At 39.7% G+C, this 17,714-nt stretch carries 18 protein-coding genes; 5 read left to right on the forward strand and 13 right to left on the reverse strand.

The genetic code is table 11. The features are described from left to right. Position 1: 1 nt before the first annotated feature. From QQS40_RS00850 to QQS40_RS00910, 13 genes are all read right to left on the reverse strand, one after another. Positions 2 to 232 (reverse strand): twin-arginine translocase TatA/TatE family subunit, encoded by a 231-nt coding sequence (locus tag QQS40_RS00850; protein ID WP_005695386.1) that lies wholly within the window; start codon positions 230 to 232, stop codon positions 2 to 4. Positions 233 to 361: 129 nt separating this feature from the next. Further along, positions 362 to 2,389, reverse strand: coding sequence for a BCCT family transporter (locus QQS40_RS00855; protein WP_308601880.1), 2,028 nt, complete (start codon positions 2,387 to 2,389; stop codon positions 362 to 364). Positions 2,390 to 2,664: 275 nt separating this feature from the next. Further along, entirely contained in the window at positions 2,665 to 3,813 is a 1,149-nt protein-coding gene (mnmA, locus tag QQS40_RS00860; RefSeq protein ID WP_329505552.1) for a tRNA 2-thiouridine(34) synthase MnmA, read from the reverse strand. Between the two features lie 111 nt (positions 3,814 to 3,924). Continuing rightward, the gene (locus QQS40_RS00865; protein ID WP_014064153.1) at positions 3,925 to 4,131 is read right to left on the reverse strand and encodes a tautomerase family protein; all 207 of its coding nucleotides are present in this window, start codon (positions 4,129 to 4,131) and stop codon (positions 3,925 to 3,927) included. 30 nt (positions 4,132 to 4,161) lie between these two features. Then, positions 4,162 to 4,422: a (Na+)-NQR maturation NqrM gene (gene nqrM, locus QQS40_RS00870; RefSeq protein WP_014064154.1), complete on the reverse strand. Its 261-nt coding sequence runs from the start codon at positions 4,420 to 4,422 to the stop codon at positions 4,162 to 4,164. Between the two features lie 2 nt (positions 4,423 to 4,424). Next, positions 4,425 to 5,465 (reverse strand): FAD:protein FMN transferase, encoded by a 1,041-nt coding sequence (locus tag QQS40_RS00875; protein ID WP_289902511.1) that lies wholly within the window; start codon positions 5,463 to 5,465, stop codon positions 4,425 to 4,427. Positions 5,466 to 5,597: 132 nt separating this feature from the next. Then, positions 5,598 to 6,833, reverse strand: a complete 1,236-nt coding sequence (gene nqrF, locus QQS40_RS00880) for an NADH:ubiquinone reductase (Na(+)-transporting) subunit F (protein WP_160222065.1) — start codon at positions 6,831 to 6,833, stop codon at positions 5,598 to 5,600. Positions 6,834 to 6,843: 10 nt separating this feature from the next. Then, positions 6,844 to 7,440, reverse strand: coding sequence for an NADH:ubiquinone reductase (Na(+)-transporting) subunit E (gene nqrE, locus QQS40_RS00885; RefSeq protein WP_070714890.1), 597 nt, complete (start codon positions 7,438 to 7,440; stop codon positions 6,844 to 6,846). Between the two features lie 3 nt (positions 7,441 to 7,443). Beyond that, positions 7,444 to 8,073, reverse strand: a complete 630-nt coding sequence (locus QQS40_RS00890) for an NADH:ubiquinone reductase (Na(+)-transporting) subunit D (protein WP_005695375.1) — start codon at positions 8,071 to 8,073, stop codon at positions 7,444 to 7,446. Beyond that, complete coding sequence (locus QQS40_RS00895; protein WP_054420318.1) at positions 8,073 to 8,864, reverse strand: Na(+)-translocating NADH-quinone reductase subunit C; 792 nt, start codon at positions 8,862 to 8,864, stop codon at positions 8,073 to 8,075. Before QQS40_RS00895 ends, QQS40_RS00890 begins: the two co-directional genes overlap by 1 nt. Then, positions 8,857 to 10,092, reverse strand: coding sequence for an NADH:ubiquinone reductase (Na(+)-transporting) subunit B (locus QQS40_RS00900; protein ID WP_049358020.1), 1,236 nt, complete (start codon positions 10,090 to 10,092; stop codon positions 8,857 to 8,859). The genes QQS40_RS00895 and QQS40_RS00900 overlap by 8 nt, the downstream gene beginning before the upstream one ends. Before the next feature lie 2 nt (positions 10,093 to 10,094). Then, a complete protein-coding gene (locus QQS40_RS00905; RefSeq protein ID WP_329505561.1) occupies positions 10,095 to 11,438 on the reverse strand; it encodes a Na(+)-translocating NADH-quinone reductase subunit A in 1,344 nt (447 codons plus the stop codon). A 351-nt stretch (positions 11,439 to 11,789) separates the two neighbouring features. Continuing rightward, positions 11,790 to 12,101, reverse strand: coding sequence for a BolA family protein (locus QQS40_RS00910; protein WP_329505563.1), 312 nt, complete (start codon positions 12,099 to 12,101; stop codon positions 11,790 to 11,792). 81 nt (positions 12,102 to 12,182) lie between these two features. Between QQS40_RS00910 and QQS40_RS00915 the strand changes: the two genes are divergently transcribed. The 5 genes from QQS40_RS00915 to leuS all read left to right on the forward strand — a co-directional run bounded on the left by QQS40_RS00915 (position 12,183) and on the right by leuS (position 17,665). Next, a complete protein-coding gene (locus QQS40_RS00915) occupies positions 12,183 to 12,782 on the forward strand; it encodes a YajG family lipoprotein (protein ID WP_049358017.1) in 600 nt (199 codons plus the stop codon). A 318-nt stretch (positions 12,783 to 13,100) separates the two neighbouring features. Continuing rightward, on the forward strand, positions 13,101 to 14,048 hold the full coding sequence (corA, locus tag QQS40_RS00920) for a magnesium/cobalt transporter CorA (protein WP_329505565.1): 948 nt from the start codon (positions 13,101 to 13,103) through the stop codon (positions 14,046 to 14,048). Then, positions 14,048 to 14,593, forward strand: a complete 546-nt coding sequence (locus QQS40_RS00925; protein WP_126469604.1) for a YggT family protein — start codon at positions 14,048 to 14,050, stop codon at positions 14,591 to 14,593. Before corA ends, QQS40_RS00925 begins: the two co-directional genes overlap by 1 nt. A 77-nt stretch (positions 14,594 to 14,670) precedes the next feature. Continuing rightward, positions 14,671 to 14,958, forward strand: coding sequence for a DUF167 family protein YggU (yggU, locus tag QQS40_RS00930; RefSeq protein WP_307981096.1), 288 nt, complete (start codon positions 14,671 to 14,673; stop codon positions 14,956 to 14,958). A gap of 118 nt (positions 14,959 to 15,076) precedes the next feature. Beyond that, positions 15,077 to 17,665: a leucine--tRNA ligase gene (leuS, locus tag QQS40_RS00935; protein WP_289902233.1), complete on the forward strand. Its 2,589-nt coding sequence runs from the start codon at positions 15,077 to 15,079 to the stop codon at positions 17,663 to 17,665. Positions 17,666 to 17,714: the final 49 nt, after the last annotated feature.

Below are 17,714 nucleotides of genomic sequence, written 5' to 3' on the forward strand. Positions count from 1 at the left end.
GTTATGCCTGTTCTTTATCTTTTACAGTTTCAGTTTTTTCAGCGGTTGTTGTACCGTCTTTAATTTGAGTAAATTCCGCATCTTTTTTCGGTTCATCGTCAGACATCGCCTTTTTAAAGCCTTTTACTGCTGCACCGAGATCAGAGCCCGCATTACGTAATTTTTTCGTCCCAAATACTAATAAAATCACGACTAATAAAATAATCATTTGTGCTGGGGATAAACCAAACATAGAAAAACTCCGTTAGAATTAAATTGAAAATTTGGGCTTGAATATACTCTTTTTATGCATTTGTCTCAAGAGGTAATTTTAAAAGTGCGGTCAAAAAATAATGTTATTTTCAACCGCACTTTAGTCTTATTATTCAGCCAGTTCTGTTTGCTCGTGTGCCATCAATTCTTGGCCTACATCATCTAGCAAACTTAAGTAGCGTTCATAATGTTTCAACATATCGGCAATCAATTCATCTTGATTCATATATTGCACATCATATCCCACTCGTCCATCAAAGAAATAGGTATACGGTTCATAGGTCATACTATGCTGAATATGTGGTAAGTTATCATCATTAATTAGCTGTTTAGAGACATCTCTACCAACAGATTTCACACCATACATAAAATCACGCATGGATTCTTTTTGAATAACCAATTCCACGGCAGGTTCATCTTGTTCAAATAACGTGTTAATTTGTACGCTCAACTCATATTTACTAATCAATTCTTGGCGTAACTCACGCATAGCCGGTAAAACCGTATGTTTGAGGAAACGTAATGTATCTTTTTCTTGCGTTTGATTCATCATCTGCTCCAAACGATCTTGCCAGTTATCTCCTGTCCAGAAAATACTGGTTGGATTGACCTTAGTATCAAAATATTTTTTATCCGCATTCAAGCCTTTCCATAAACTAAAGCACATAATCAACATCAATATCGCAAAAGGTAATGCCACTAATAAGGTCATTGCCTGTAGATTAGCCAAGCCACCTGATTGCATCAAAACAATGGCAACAACTGACATTAATACACCCCACATCACTGCTTGCCAACGAGGCGATGTAAGACTTTTATCGCGAGATGCAATATTATTTAGCACATAAATACCGGAGTCTGCCGAAGTAATAAAGAATAAAGAAATTACCACTAAACTCACTAAACCGGTTAAACCAGAAAGCGGTAAATAATCCAAAAACTTAAAGAGTAACGTTTCAGGTGAGGAAATCATTTGTCCTAATGCACCTGCCGCCTCGCCATCATTTAGCCAAATAGCCGTGTTTCCAAATACAGTAAACCACAATATGCCAAACATACTAGGAATGACTAATACACCGAAAATAAATTCTCGAATTGTACGTCCTCTGGAAATTCTAGCAATAAATAGGCCTACAAATGGCGCCCAAGAACACCACCATGCCCAATAGAGAATTGTCCAACCACTAAACCAATCAGTATGTTCCTGTTCATAAACGTAAGTTTTAAAGCTTAATTGTACTAAATTGCCAAAATAAGTGCCGATATTGTCGCTAAAAGCCGATAGCAAGTATAATGTCGGACCAGCCACCAACACAAAAATTAATAAGCTGAAAGCTAATGTTAAATTTAGTTCACTTAAGATTTTTACCCCTTTCCCTACGCCAGAAATCGCGGAAAATATCGCTAAACTCATTACCACGGCAATCACGATAATTTGTAGACTAAAGCTATTTTCACTAATCCAGCCTAATTGATGTAAGCCGGCCCCCAATTGAGAAGCACCGAAACCTAACGTTGTAATAATACCGAATAAGGTAGCAAGTAGCGCCATTATGTCGATAAGATCGCCTAACTTGCCATTAATACGCTCTTTCAATAACGGATAGAAACAAGAACGTAATGCCAGTGGCAATTTATAGCGAAACCCAAAGTAGGCTAACGCTAAGGCTATGGTTCCATACACGGCCCAAGCATGAATCCCCCAGTGAAATAGGGTATGTAATAATGCTTCTTGTTGCTTATGCTCTGCTGCACCAGATGTAATATCAGATAAATAATGCGTCAATGGCTCTGCAACACCAAAAAACATCAATCCAACACCCATGCCTGCAGCAAATAACATCGCTAACCAAGATAGAAAACCAAATTCGGGTTCCTCTTCATCATTTCCCAGTTTAATATTGCCTAGGCTACTCACCGACAAAATGACTAAAAAACACAAAAATACTGAAAATACTAATACATAAAACCAACTAAAATTGGCAAAAATACCTGATTTAACAACATTTAATAACGTTTGTGTTTGTTCAGGTAAAATTAAAATCATTGAGACTAGTAATACAACAAAAAATAACGTTACGCCAATCACTAAAGGATTGAATGACGTCTGTTTTTCCATAAATTTAGATAAAGACAAGCTTTCCCCTTAGACGTTAAGTGATCTCTAATAAAATTAAACAAAACAGGGCTTAAGCCCCAAATGGTGCAATGGAACCATCACAAATGACAGCACGGAGAAGTGCGATTTTGAAGGAAACACTCAGAAGGACTTAAGGAATTGTTCCCATATACAGTTGTTATAATATCAAAATATCATCATTTTTTCAAATTGACGAAAATTGAAATACGATAAAAGAAAAAGTGTGGTCAGAAAAACCGTTAAATTTCTGACCGTACTTTGTTAAATGTTGATTAAATTCGTTCTTCAATAATGCCGCCACCCAAGCACACTTCATCTAGGTAAAATACCGCTGATTGACCTGGTGTGACCGCGGCTTGCGGTTCATCAAAAATCACTCGAATGCAATCATCATCAATTGGCTCAACCAAACAAGCTATGTCCGTTTGGCGATAACGAGTTTTCACTGTGCAACGGAACGCCTCACGTACAGGTTCGCGATTTATCCAATGTAACTGTTTAGCAATTAAGCCTTTGGAGAACAAACGTGGATGATCATGGCCTTGTGCCACAATCAATTCATTGTTTTCGACATCTTTATCCACTACATACCAGGCTTCATCACCAGCATTTTTTAATCCACCGATCCCTAACCCTTTACGCTGCCCGAGAGTGTGATACATCAAACCTTCATGGCGACCAATAATCTCTCCATCTACGGTACGGATGTCACCTGGTTGAGCCGGCAAATAACGTGCTAAGAAATCCTTAAACTTACGCTCACCGATAAAACAAATCCCAGTAGAGTCTTTTTTCTTCGCAGTGATTAAGCCTAAATCCTCCGCAATAGCACGTACGATCGGCTTTTCAATTTCACCAACAGGGAAAAGGCTTTGGCCTACCTGATTTTTACTCAACGTGTAAAGAAAATAGCTTTGGTCTTTATTGCTATCTAAGCCACGCAATAGCTCTGCTTGATTATCTGCACCACGACGACGCACATAATGACCAGTAGCAATATAGTTAGCGCCCAAATCTTCCGCTGCATATTCCAAGAAAGCTTTAAATTTAATTTCTTTATTGCACAAAATATCTGGGTTTGGCGTACGACCAGCTTTGTATTCTGTTAAGAAATGTTCAAACACGTTATCCCAATATTCTGCCGCAAAATTGATTTTATGTAGCTTAATACCTAGCTTGTCACATACTGCTTGCGCATCAGCAAGATCCGCTGCGGCTGTACAATAATCGGTATCGTCATCTTCTTCCCAGTTTTTCATAAACAGGCCTTCCACTTGGTAGCCTTGTTGTTGAAGAATAAAGGCAGACACCGAAGAATCTACCCCGCCGGACATACCGCAAATGACTTTTTTAGTGGAATTTTCGGCAAGTTGTTCTGCAGAGAATTTCGGAAAATGTTTTTCGTAGGTTTGTGATTTCATAGTTTAGTAATAAATGTTCCACTAAATAAATAATTGGGCATTCTACCGCAAATCAAGTAAGAGTAAAAATGCCCGACAATTTCGGGCTCTTTCATACAGGTTACGGCATGATCACTTCATTGAACGTCGAGAAGTTACCGTTTTCCCTCCAATCCCCCAGTTATCCATATCGACTTCGTCAATAACCACCACTGTCGTTTCGGGATTTTTGTTTAACACTTTCTGTAATAAATGGGTGACACCTTCAATTAACTCTGCTTTTTGTTTAGCTGTCGGCGCCTCTGCTCCACCGGTCACTTTAATATTGACATAGGGCATACTGTTCTCTCATCACAACGTTAAATGGAACTACTTCACTTCATAAAATTGCGAATCATCGTCTTTCTTCGCAAATTTTTGTTCGTATTCAGCTTTGGCATTTTCATCGCCAGCATCTAATTTTTCTTGCAAAGTGTCGCAAGGTTTATCGCAATCACAGGCTTTGGCAATACCGAGTGAAGAAAGACCTCCACAGCTGCCTTTTAAAGCTTGTTTTTTAAAGATAAAGCCTACTGACATCAATACGATGATTGCCACAAAAGCTAATAGAGTAAAAAATAACGTTTGCATGATTATTCCTTATTTTCGAGTAATTTTTGGAAGGCTGACGACATTTTCGTTTCAAAGCCTTTTTCCGTTTTCATAATTAAATACACGGGAATATTTTCTTTCTCAGCCACTTCAAGTGCTTTATTTTCACCGAGTACAAATAAACCAGTAGATAAGCCATCAGCCGTCATCGAACTTGGTGCGAGCACGGTAATTGAGGCTAAATGATGCTGAATTGGATAACCTGTTTTTGGATCGATTTCATGAGCAAAGCGTTGACCGTTTTCCTCAAAATAAATACGGTAATCGCCTGAGGTCGCCATCGCCATATTATTTAAACCTATCACTTCTTGAACAGCTCTTTCACCGGTATTATTCGGTTTTTCAATGGCGATTTGCCACGCTTTATTCTCGGGATTTTTACCTTTAGCGCGAATTTCCCCGCCAATTTCTACCATATAGCTTTGTACGTGATATTGCTCTAATACATCTGCAACTTGATCCACGCCAAAGCCCTTAGCAATAGATGACAAATCAATATAAACCTGCGGTACTGCTTTACTTAATGTTGGGGTGTTACCGCTCATATCAAGGTGAATTTTATCAATTCCCACCCAACTTTGACGTTCAGCAAGTTGTTCTGGGGTTGGTTTACGTTCTGGACGTTTTTCTGGGCCAAATCCCCATAAATTCACTACAGGTCCTACCGTCACATCCAATGAACCTTCAGTAACCTGATTTAAACGGATCGCTTCTTGTAATACTTTCGCAAAGTCAGCAGATATTTCAATTGGTGTATTCACTTGTGTATTTTGATTAAAGCGACTTAATTCAGAATCTTTAATGTAAGTAGACATTTTCTGATTCACGTCTTTTAAAACCACTTCAATTTGTTCATGTGTTTTTTGTGCGTTTTCGCTAACAGAATCATCCTCAATATAACGGATATGGTAAGTAGTTCCCATGGTTTTACCACTAAGTGAAATAATTTCGGGATCTTTCTTACATGCACTTAATGAACAAGCTAGGATTAAAGCAATCAATCCGCTTAATACTTTTTTCATCTATTCCTTCCTAAATATATGAATTACAGGCAAACCGACTCTTCCATCAGCTTGCCTGTAATCCATCTTAAATATTGACCGCACTTCATCACAAAGTGCGGTCAGTATTCATGATGTTTTGATTAACTAAAATCAACCACCGAAGTCATCTAATAAGATGTTTTCATCTTCAACACCGAGGTCTTTCAACATTTTGATGACCGCCGCGTTCATTACCGGAGGTCCACACATGTAGTATTCACAATCTTCTGGTGCTTCATGATTTTTCAAGTAGTTTTCATAAAGTACGTTGTGAATAAAGCCAGTGTAACCTGTCCAGTTATCTTCTGGTAACGGATCAGATAATGCCACGTGCCATGTAAAGTTAGGATTTTCGGCTTGAAGCTGATCAAAATCTTCTACATAGAACATTTCACGTTTAGAGCGTGCACCATACCAGAATGACATTTTACGTTTAGAGTGTAAACGTTTTAATTGGTCAAAGATATGAGAACGCATTGGTGCCATACCTGCACCACCACCGATGAAGACCATTTCATTGTCAGTTTCTTTTGCGAAGAATTCACCGAACGGACCTGAAATTGTCACTTTATCACCTGGTTTTAATGACCAAATATAAGAAGACATTTGACCTGGAGGTGCATCAGGTTGACGTGGTGGAGGCGTTGCAATACGCACGTTAAGCATAATGATGCCTTTCTCTTCTGGATATGAAGCCATTGAGTAAGCACGGATAATATGCTCGTCCACTTTAGACACATAACGCCATAAATCGTATTTATCCCAATCTTCATGGTATTCTTCTGGAATATCAAAATCTTTATAGTAAACCGTATGTGGATCAGCTTCGATTTGGATATAACCACCTGCACGGAAAGGTACTTCTTCGCCTTCAGGAATAGCCAATTTAAGCTCTTTAATGAAGGTTGCTTTGTTATCATTAGAAATAACGGTACATTCCCATTTTTTCACGCCGAAGATTTCTTCTGGAAGTTCAACGTCCATATTGCCTTTTACATTCACTTGGCAAGCTAAACGATAACCTTCTTTTGCTTCACGTTTATTAATGTGAGAAAGTTCGGTTGGTAAAATTTCACCACCGCCACTTTTCACTTTCACCACACATTGACCACAAGAGCCACCGCCACCACAAGCAGAAGAAACGAAGATACCTTTACTTGCTAATGCACCAAGCAATTTACCACCAGCAGGTAAGGTGATCGCTTTTTCAGGATCGTCATTAATAGAAATGGTGATATCACCAGAATCCACTAATTTTGATTTAGCGAATAAAATAATCGCAACGAGCACTAAAAGGATAACCGTAAATGCCGCAACACCTAATAATAAAATTGAAGATTCGCTCATTTATGCCTCCTTATAACTGAATACCAGAGAATGACATAAAGCCAAGCGCCATCAAGCCTGCAGTGATAAAGGTAATCCCTAATCCTTTTAAGCCTGCCGGTACATCGGCATATTTCATTTTTTCGGTTAAGCCTGCAAGCGCAACGATTGCTAACATCCAACCAAGCCCTGCACCCACACCATAAACTGCAGATTCTGCAAAAGTGTATTCACGTTGTACCGCAAAAGAGACACCACCAAAGATCGCACAGTTTACAGCGATAAGTGGAAGGAAAATACCTAATGCGTTATAAAGTGCTGGGAAGAATTTATCTAAAGCCATTTCAAGTAATTGAACAAGACCCGCAATAATCCCGATAAAGGTAATAAAGTTTAAAAACTCAAGGCTTACACCTTCTACTAATGCGCCATCTTTTAATACATGTTCGTATACAAATTGGTTCGCAGGCACCGCAATACCAAGTACCACTGTTACCGCAACACCAAGGCCAAACGCCGTAGAAACTTTCTTAGAAACTGCAAGGAAAGTACACATCCCTAAGAAGAAAGAAAGCGCCATGTTTTCAATGAAGATCGCCTTCACGAATAGGCTAATATAATGTTCCATTGATTATTTCTCCTGTTGCTCAGGTTTCCACGTTCTTAAGCCCCAAATAACGAAGCCGATAATAAAGAACGCACTTGGTGCAAGAAGGAATAAACCGTTTGGTTGATACCAACCGCCGTCTTGAATCGTTTGGAATACAGGGAAACCAAATAAACGACCAGAACCGATTAATTCACGTAATGTGGCGACAATTAATAAGATCGCACCATAACCTAAACCATTACCGATACCATCAACAAAGCTTTCTAGCGGAGGTGATTTCATCGCAAACGCTTCTGCACGACCCATTACGATACAGTTTGTAATGATAAGGCCAACGAATACAGAAAGCTGTTTAGATAAACCATAGGCATAAGCTTTTAATACTTGGTCAACCAAGATTACTAAAGATGCGATAATCGCCAGTTGTACAATGATACGGATACTATTTGGAATATAGTTACGAATCAATGAAATGAACAAACTGGAGAAACCGGTTACCAAACTTACCGCAATCGCCATAACGATTGCTGTTTGTAATTGGGTTGTTACCGCTAATGCAGAACAGATACCCAAAATTTGCAAGGCAATCGGGTTATTTTTAACAATAGGATCGAATAAAAGACCTTTTAAGTTTACTTTTGCATCAGCCATTATTTGATTTCTCCTGCTTTAAATTTCGCTAAGAATGGACCAAAGCCATTTTGGCTGAACCAATAATCAAATGAACCTTGAACACCGTTACTGGTTAAAGTTGCACCTGATAAACCATCTACACCGTGCTCTTTATCTGCAGCAGAGCTACCTTTGTAGATTTTGAATTTTTGGTTACCTTGCTCATCGAATAATTTTTTATCGACAAACTGTGCTTGCCAACGAGGGTTCGCAATTTCGCCCCCAAGACCAGCTGTTTCACCTTGATCATAGTAAGTAATACCTTTGATGGTATTCGCATCTGGTGCAACAGAAACAAAACCATACATGGTTGACCATAAACCACGGCCATACATTGGTAATACAACTTGGGTTACATTGCCTTGCTCATCTTTTACAAGATAAACACGCGCTTGGTTTGCACGGACCTTGATCCCTGCTTTATCTGCCTCAGCTGGGATAGCTTGGCTTTTAGCTGGATCTTTAACGGCATCTTTAGGTTCAAATTTATTGATTTCTTCTGCTGAAGCTTGAACGTAATCACCACTTTGCAAATCCACTAAACGAGGTTCAATAAATTTGTTGTAAGTGTCTTTGATTACTGATGCATTATCTTCTTTCATTAAGCCAGCAACAGTTAAAATGTTACGTTGAACGTCGAGTGCTTTTTGTTCATCTTGTTTGGATTTTAATGCTACTGCAGCACCAGAAACCACGATAGAACACACTAAACTTAGCAACACAACAACGGTAACTGTACCGCTAACGCTATCTTTATTAAATTTAGCCATTTGTTCTTGCTCTCCGACGTTTGATATTTGCTTGAACCACGATGTAGTCGAAAATTGGTGCAAATAAGTTTGCAAATAAAATCGCTAACATCATCCCTTCTGGATAAGCTGGGTTCACTGTACGAATTAATACCGCCATCACGCCAATTAACGCACCGTACCACCATTTACCTGTATTGGTGAATGAAGCTGACACAGGGTCTGTAGCCATGAAGATCATACCAAGTGCAAAACCACCTAATACAAAGTGCCAATGCCAAGGCATTGAGAACATTTGGTTAGAATCAGAACCGATTAAGTTGAATAAGGTTGCTGTTCCAATCATACCGATCATAACACCAGCCATAATGCGCCAAGAAGCAATACGGGTGAATACAATTAACGCACCACCGATTAATAACGCAAGCGTTGAAACCTCACCCATTGAACCAGGAATATTACCGATGAATGCATCCATCCAAGTAATTGGTTGACCTGTTACAGTGTGTTGTAATGCGGCTTGACCACCTTGAGACCATTGTGAAAGTGCGGTTGCACCAGAGAAACCATCTGCAGCAGTCCATACTAAGTCACCGGAAATTTGAGCCGGATAAGCAAAGAATAAGAATGCGCGACCAGCAAGCGCAGGGTTCATAAAGTTACGACCTACACCACCGAAGATTTCTTTCGCTACTACGATACCAAAGCTGATACCAAGTGCCGCTTGCCATAATGGCAATGTTGGTGGAACGATTAACGCAAATAAAATGGTTGAAACGAACATCCCTTCATTTACTTCATGACCACGCACCACTGAGAACAATAATTCCCAAATTGTACAAACGGTAAATACCACTAAGTAAATTGGTAAGAAGAAGATCGCCCCTAATGCCATTTTTGAGCCCCAAGTTGCATTATTGGTCAAGTCTAAACCTAATGAACTTGCAAGTGCATAGTGCCAATCATTAGCAATTAATTGATCTAAATTGCCTAATTGATTTAAGGCAGGGATCGCTTGGTTACCCACATTGTACATCCCGTAGAAAATCGCAGGGAACAACGCAAGGAAAACCGTAATCATCATACGTTTTGAGTCTAACGCATCACGAACGTGTGTGTTTTTGTGCGTTACCGTACCCGGTGTATAAAGCAAGGTATAAATCGATTCAAAGATCGGATAAAGCTTGCTGTATTTACCGCCTGGTAAAAACGCGGGTTCCATTTTTTCAAAAAGATTTTTTAAACCCATTTTTAACCTTCCTTCTCAATCTTATCTAATACTTGACGCAAGATTGAACCGTATTCATATTTGCCTGGGCAAACGAAAGAACATAACGCTAAGTCTTCTTCATCTAATTCAAGACAACCTAACGCTTGTGCGCCATCGGTATCGCCCACGATTAAATCACGTAATAATAATGTCGGTAAAATATCCAACGGCATCACGCGCTCATAGCTACCGATTGGTACCATTGCACGCTCACCACCATTTTCTGCGGTAGTGAAGTTGAATAATTTTTTACCAAAGTGACCTAATACGGTACGGGTAATCGAGTATTTGTTCGATTGTGGTGTGATCCAACCTAAGAACTCTTTCTCATTACCTTCTGCAATCACAGAAACTTGTAATGCATAACGACCCAAATAGTCGTGAGCATCTTTTGCAGTTTGACCACAAAGTACAGAACCAGAAATCACACGGTTATTGCCGCCTTTCAATTCGCCTGCTGTTAATTGAGAAAGGTTAGCGCCAATTACAGTACGAACTAAACGAGGGTCTTTCACTTGCGGACCAGCAAGAGATACTATACGTTCTACATAAAGCTCGCCCGTAGTGAATAATTTACCTACAGCAACCACATCTTGGTAATTGATATGCCATACGCTTTTATGAACACCAACCGGATCGATAAAGTGAATATGTGTACCCACTAAACCAGCAGGATGAACACCACCAAAATCATGTACTTTTAGATTAGCTAAATCCACGGTTGGAATATTACTATCACTCGCTTTACATAGATTTAATGGTTTATTTGGAAATAGACGACTTAATACGGTTAAACCATCAATAAAATCTTGATGATGAGCACTCAACACTACTTCTGGATTGACCGCCAAAGGATTAGTATCCATGGCATTAATAAATAAGGAGGAAGGTTCTGCATCCACTGCTGGTACTTTGCTAAATGGACGAGTGCGCAATGCTGTCCATAAACCAGAGTCAATAAGATTTTGTTTAACTTGCTCGGAAGAAAGCGTATTAAGTTGATCTGCGTTATATTTGGCAAAAGTAACAGACTCATTACCTTGCACATCAATGACCACAGATTGTAATACACGTTTTTCGCCACGATTAATTACAGTGATAGTACCACTCGCAGGGGCTGTGAAAACCACTCCTGGGTTTTTCTTGTCTTCAAAAAGCACTTGGCCTTTTTTCACGACATCGCCTTCACGTACCTTCATAGAAGGACGCATACCCACATACTCTTCACCAAGAATCGCAACCTGATTCACAGCGTTACCGCTATGGATTACTTGTGCTGGTTTTCCTGCAATAGGAAGATCCAAGCCTTTTTTGATTGTAATCATACTGTTTGCACTACTTTTCTAGGTTAAAAACACGACTGCAATCAAAGCCTACGCCTTAAAAGCAATCTCACGATTGAGCGTGACAAAAATACTTTTAAAACAAAGCATTATCAACTGCCACATAAATAGAAACTCAAATCTGTTTTAATGTCTCGACAAGTTAAACAACTATTAACTTGCCCAAAATTAAAATTTAAAAGCACACTATTCTAGCGGAAAATAAGGGGTTATTCCACTTTAACCCGCACTTTTTGTAAAATATTTGTGAACTGATTTTCACAATACTCTTTAATAGGTGGTAATGTTACAGTTAACCAAAAGACCATTCTACATTACCCGATAGTAATTTCCCTATTGACCAATCCCAAGACAATTTGGTGATTCTGGAAATGCTTCACCTTGTTTTTCCCATTCACTTTTTGTATAAAGATGAAGCGCTAATGCGTGAATGCCATTTTTTAAATCATCGGCAAAAAGTTGGTAAAGTTTTTGGTAACGTTGTACCTTGCGCATGCCTTCAAAAGCATCGCTGACAATTACTAATTTAAAATGAGAATCAGCCCCTCGACCAGAACTATGCATATGGCTTTCATTTTCTACGGTGGCAAAGTGCGGTTGAAATTCGGCCTGAATTCTCTCTAATAATTCTTGCTGTTTTGACATAAAACTCCCTAACTTTTTGCTATACATTCAGCGTTAAGTTTGTAAGAATAACACAAATTAACCTAATTCAATGAGGAAATTATGAAAGTAACAAACAAAATCAAAGCATTATCAACAATGACGTTGGCCGCTGCAACATTATTTTTAGCGGGTTGCCAAGCGCAATCTAATACCTTAACTTTTACCCCTCAATCACCAACTGCATCAATGAATATCAACCAATCAGCAGTGGTAACAGTTAATACCCGCGATTCTCGTCCACAACAAGAAATTGCAACTTATACTAAATCAGGTGAACTGATTAAATTAAACGCCTCACCAAGCGTGACTCAACTTTTCCAACAAGTGATGCAACAAAATTTAGTCAGCAAAGGTTTCCGTATTGGACAAGCGAATAATGCAAATGCTGGCGTAACTGTTGATGTAAAAGAATTCAACGCTAAAGTTGAGCAAGGTAATTTACGTTATACCTTAAACAGCAAAATTCAAGCGGTTGTTTATGTACAAGGTCCACGCGGACAATACAACAAAACCTTTAATGCGACCCGTTCACAATCTGGTGCATTTAATGCGAGCAATGATGAAATTCAAAAAGTGTTAGGCGAAACATTCAAAGATATTGTTAATAATATTTATCAAGATCAAGAGGTTACTAACGCAATTAATCAATATACCAATTAATTAAAAGTACCGTGTCCTTTTCAATAATACTTGACGAAAGTGCCTTTCAAGCGTAACATTCGCCCGATTTTTTAACGAGAAGGACACACACTTTGGACAGTCATAGTCGATACCGAATATCGCTTTAGACTCTCGCCTCTTATCAGCGAGAGTTCGCTGGTAATCAACTTACCTTTCTTCGGCATCTTTTATCGAACGAAACCCATTTTTAAAATTTTAAAACATGAAAAATTTGACCGCACTTTTCCCTAGTGCTCATTTCGTTTGATCTTTTTTGTTCACAGTTAGATCTTCATAATCCCAAAAGGAGTATGACCAATGATTAACGCTTTTGCCATTAACGATTCCCGCTTGCTTCGTATTGATGACGAGCCGGCCGACCTCAGTTCTGCCATTTGGTTGGATTTGCTTGAGCCATCAGGGGAAGAGCGTGAAATGTTGCAAGAAGGCCTAGGCCAAAGTCTCGCCTCATTCCTCGAATTAGAAGACATCGAAGCATCGGCTCGTTTCTTTGAAGACGAGGATGGTTTACACTTGCACTCATTCTTCTATTGTGAAGACGAAGAAAATTACGCTGACCTCGCAAGCGTAGCGTTTACTATTCGTGATGGGCGCTTATTTACCCTACGTGATCGTGAATTACCGGCATTCCGTTTATATCGTATGCGTTCCCGTAGCCAGCGTTTATTAGAATGTAATGCATATGAAGTTTTGCTCGACTTATTTGAAACTAAAATTGAGCAATTAGCGGATGTTATTGAAAACGTCTATGCAGATTTAGAAAAATTAAGTCGTGTGATTTTAAACGGCACACAAGATGAAGCTTTCGATGAAGCCTTAAATACGCTAACCGAACAAGAAGATACCAGTTCTAAAGTGCGTTTGTGTTTGATGGATACACAACGCGCATTGGGTTTTTTGGTGCGTAAAACTCGCTTGCCTCCAAATCAATTGGAACAAGCACGTGAAATCTTACGAGATATCGAATCCTTGCAACCGCACAATGAGTCTTTATTCCAAAAAGTAAACTTTTTAATGCAGGCGGCGATGGGTTATATTAATATCGAGCAGAATAAAATCATGAAATTCTTCTCGATAGTGTCGGTCATGTTCCTACCGGCAACCCTTGTGGCATCCACTTACGGGATGAACTTTGACTTTATGCCAGAGCTACATTTTAAATATGGCTATCTAATGGCTATCGGCTTAATGATTGGTGCGGCAATTACGCCTTATATCTATTTTAAACGGAAAGGTTGGTTATAATGGAGATTTCCCAAACTGCGTTATTTTTAGGATCGATTATCGATCTGTACTGTTTAGTGTTAATTTTACGCACATGGCTGCCTTTAGCGAACGTGGATTATTACAATCCCATTTCTCAATTTACGCTGAAATTAACCCAGCCGGTTATTGCGCCATTGCGTAAAGTTTTTCCTGTGGTAAGAAAAGTGGAAACCGCTGCACTGGTTTTAGTCTTCTTGCTTTGCGGATTAAAATCAGTTCTATTTGGCGGATTAAATCTCAACTACTTCCTACTATTGGGCATATTAGGGCTAATTAAAAATATCGGTATAGCCATTTTCTATGTGTTAATCGCAGGTGCAATTTTAAGTTGGTTTAATCGTGGCAATAACCCTGCATTCTATGCGTTATATCAGCTGACTGAGCCAGTATTAAAACCAATTAAACGCATTTTACCCACAGTAGGCATGATTGATTTTTCACCGATGGTTATCGCCATTGTTCTGTTATTTTTGAATAATCTCTTTTACGACTACTTCCAGGGTTTATGGGTAATCGCCGCTTAAAGTGCGGTCAAAAATAACATTATTTTTCGGGCTGGATTTTCCAGCCCTTATTATAAATGTGGTGAGTAAATTTAGTTATGTCTGCAATCGAACAAACGCCTGAAGGGCTACGTCTTAAAATCATTTTGCAACCCAAAGCTAGCAAAGATCAAATCGTGGGATTACATGATGATGAACTCAAGATTATGATTACAGCTCCACCCGTTGATGGTCAAGCAAATGCTCATTTGCTGAAATTTTTGAGTAAAGCATTCAAAGTACCTAAGAGCTCAATAGTTCTTGAAAAAGGTGAATTAAACCGACATAAACAAGTTTGGATTCCTTCGCCCAAATTAATTCCATCTGAAATTCAAAATCTCTTATAAAATCAGCAAAAAAATCACCGCACTTTCTACCAATTTTCCCTGTTTTACGCTATCCTATATCACATTTTACAAAGCAAAATATGCCGCAAAGTGCGGTCAAAATTTAAGGTGATTTTCTATGCAACAACATTACCGTCCTGATTTGATTGAACCCGCAGTTCAACAATATTGGGCTGAAAATAAAGTCTTCAAAGCAATCAAAGATACGTCTAAAGAAAAATATTACTGCCTTTCAATGTTCCCTTACCCATCTGGTCGTTTACACATGGGCCACGTGCGTAACTACACGATCGGTGATGTGGTTTCTCGTTATCAACGTATGAACGGCAAAAATGTGTTACAGCCAATTGGTTGGGATGCATTTGGTTTGCCGGCTGAAGGGGCTGCAATTAAAAATAAAACTGCACCCGCGAAATGGACTTACGAAAATATCGAATACATGAAAAACCAACTCAAAATGTTGGGCTTTGGTTATGACTGGGATCGCGAAATTGCTACCTGCCGTCCAGAATACTACAAGTGGGAACAATGGTTCTTCACTGAGCTTTACAAAAAAGGCTTAGTGTACAAAAAAAACTCAACCGTAAACTGGTGTCCGAACGATGTAACTGTGTTGGCGAACGAACAAGTGCACGACGGTTGCTGCTGGCGTTGTGATACTCCGGTAGAACAAAAAGAAATCCCACAATGGTTCATTAAAATCACCGACTATGCAGAGCAATTATTAGGTGGATTAGACCAACTGCCACAATGGCCAGATATGGTTAAAACTATGCAACGCAACTGGATCGGCCGTTCTGAAGGGGTGGAGATTACTTTTGATGTAGCGGATACCGCAGAAAAAGTTGCAGTTTATACGACCCGTCCAGATACCTTCTATGGTGTAAGCTATTTAGGTATCGCGGCAGCGCATCCATTAGCCGAATTAGCGGCAGAAAAAAATCCTCAATTAGCCGAATTCATCCGTGAAGCGAAAAATGCCAAAGTGGCCGAAGCAGACCTTGCCACGATGGAGAAAAAAGGGATGGCAACCGGCTTATTCGCCATTCATCCATTAACCGGTGAAAAATTACCGATTTGGGTCGCTAACTTTGTATTAATGCATTATGGTACTGGTGCAGTAATGGCGGTTCCAGCACACGACCAACGTGACTTTGAATTTGCTCAAAAATACGATTTACCAATTAAACAAGTAATCGCACCGCTTGCCGATGAAGAAATTGATTTAACTAAACAAGCTTTCGTTGAGCACGGTAAATTAGTAAACTCTGCTGAGTTTGATGGTTTAGATTTTGATGGCGCATTCAACGGTATCGCGGACAAATTAGAAAAATTAGGCGTGGGTAAACGCCAAGTTAACTATCGTTTACGTGACTGGGGCGTTTCGCGTCAACGTTATTGGGGGGCACCAATTCCAATGCTGACCTTGCCAAACGGTGAAACCGTACCGACACCAATCGAAGATTTACCGATTATTCTACCGGAAGATGTGGTCATGGACGGTGTGAAAAGCCCAATTAAAGCCGATCCAAACTGGGCGAAAACTACCTTCAATGGTGAACCTGCGTTAAAAGAAACGGATACTTTTGACACCTTTATGGAATCATCTTGGTACTACGCACGCTACACCTCGCCAAGCTATGCGAAAGGTATGTTAGATAAAGATGAAGCTAACTACTGGTTACCAGTGGATCAATATATCGGCGGTATTGAGCACGCGACCATGCACTTGCTCTACTTCCGTTTCTTCCACAAATTATTGCGTGATGCAGGTTTCGTCACGAGTGATGAGCCAGCACAAAAATTATTATGCCAAGGCATGGTGTTAGCCGATGCATTCTACTACACTAGCCCGACCAACGAGCGTATTTGGGTAAGCCCAACGCAAGTGACCCTTGAGCGTGATGAAAAAGGTCGTATCATCAAAGCCACCGATCCGGAAGGCCGTGAATTGGTGCATACCGGTATGACCAAAATGTCGAAATCCAAAAACAACGGTATCGACCCACAAGAGATGGTGGAAAAATACGGTGCAGATACTGTGCGTCTCTTCATGATGTTCGCATCTCCTGCAGAAATGACACTTGAATGGCAAGAATCCGGTGTAGAAGGGGCAAAACGTTTCTTAGGTCGTGTATGGAATTTGGTGTATGAATACAGTCAAAATCCTGCAAAAACTGCTTTAGATGTGACCGCACTTTCTGCAGACCAAAAAGCGCTTCGCCGTGATGTGCATAAAACGATCGCGAAAGTGAGCGATGACATTGGTCGCCGTCAGACTTTCAATACCGCTATCGCGGCAGTAATGGAGTTAATGAATAAATTAACCCGTGCGCCATTAGAAAGTGAACAAGATCGTGCTGTGATGGCAGAAGCATTAAGCGCAGTCGTGCGTATGCTTTATCCAATCACACCACATATCTGCTTTGAATTATGGAAAGCCTTAGGCAACGAAAGTAACATTGATCATGCCGAATGGGTGAAAGCTGACGAAGCAGCGATGGTCGAAGATGAAAAACTTATCGTGGTGCAAGTCAATGGTAAAGTTCGTGGTAAAGTCACCGTTGCAGCTGATGCGGATGAAGAAACCGTGAAAACGGTTGCATTTGCAGATGAAAATGTGAAGAAATTTACTGACAATACACAAATCGTGAAAGTGATTTATGTACCAGGTAAATTGTTAAATGTGGTGGTTAAACCGCAATAATCCATAAAATAACCGCATTTTATTCTAAGTGTTGCATAAACAGCTCTTA

It is taken from the genome of Haemophilus parainfluenzae (assembly GCF_036288925.1).
GTDB lineage: Bacteria > Pseudomonadota > Gammaproteobacteria > Enterobacterales > Pasteurellaceae > Haemophilus_D.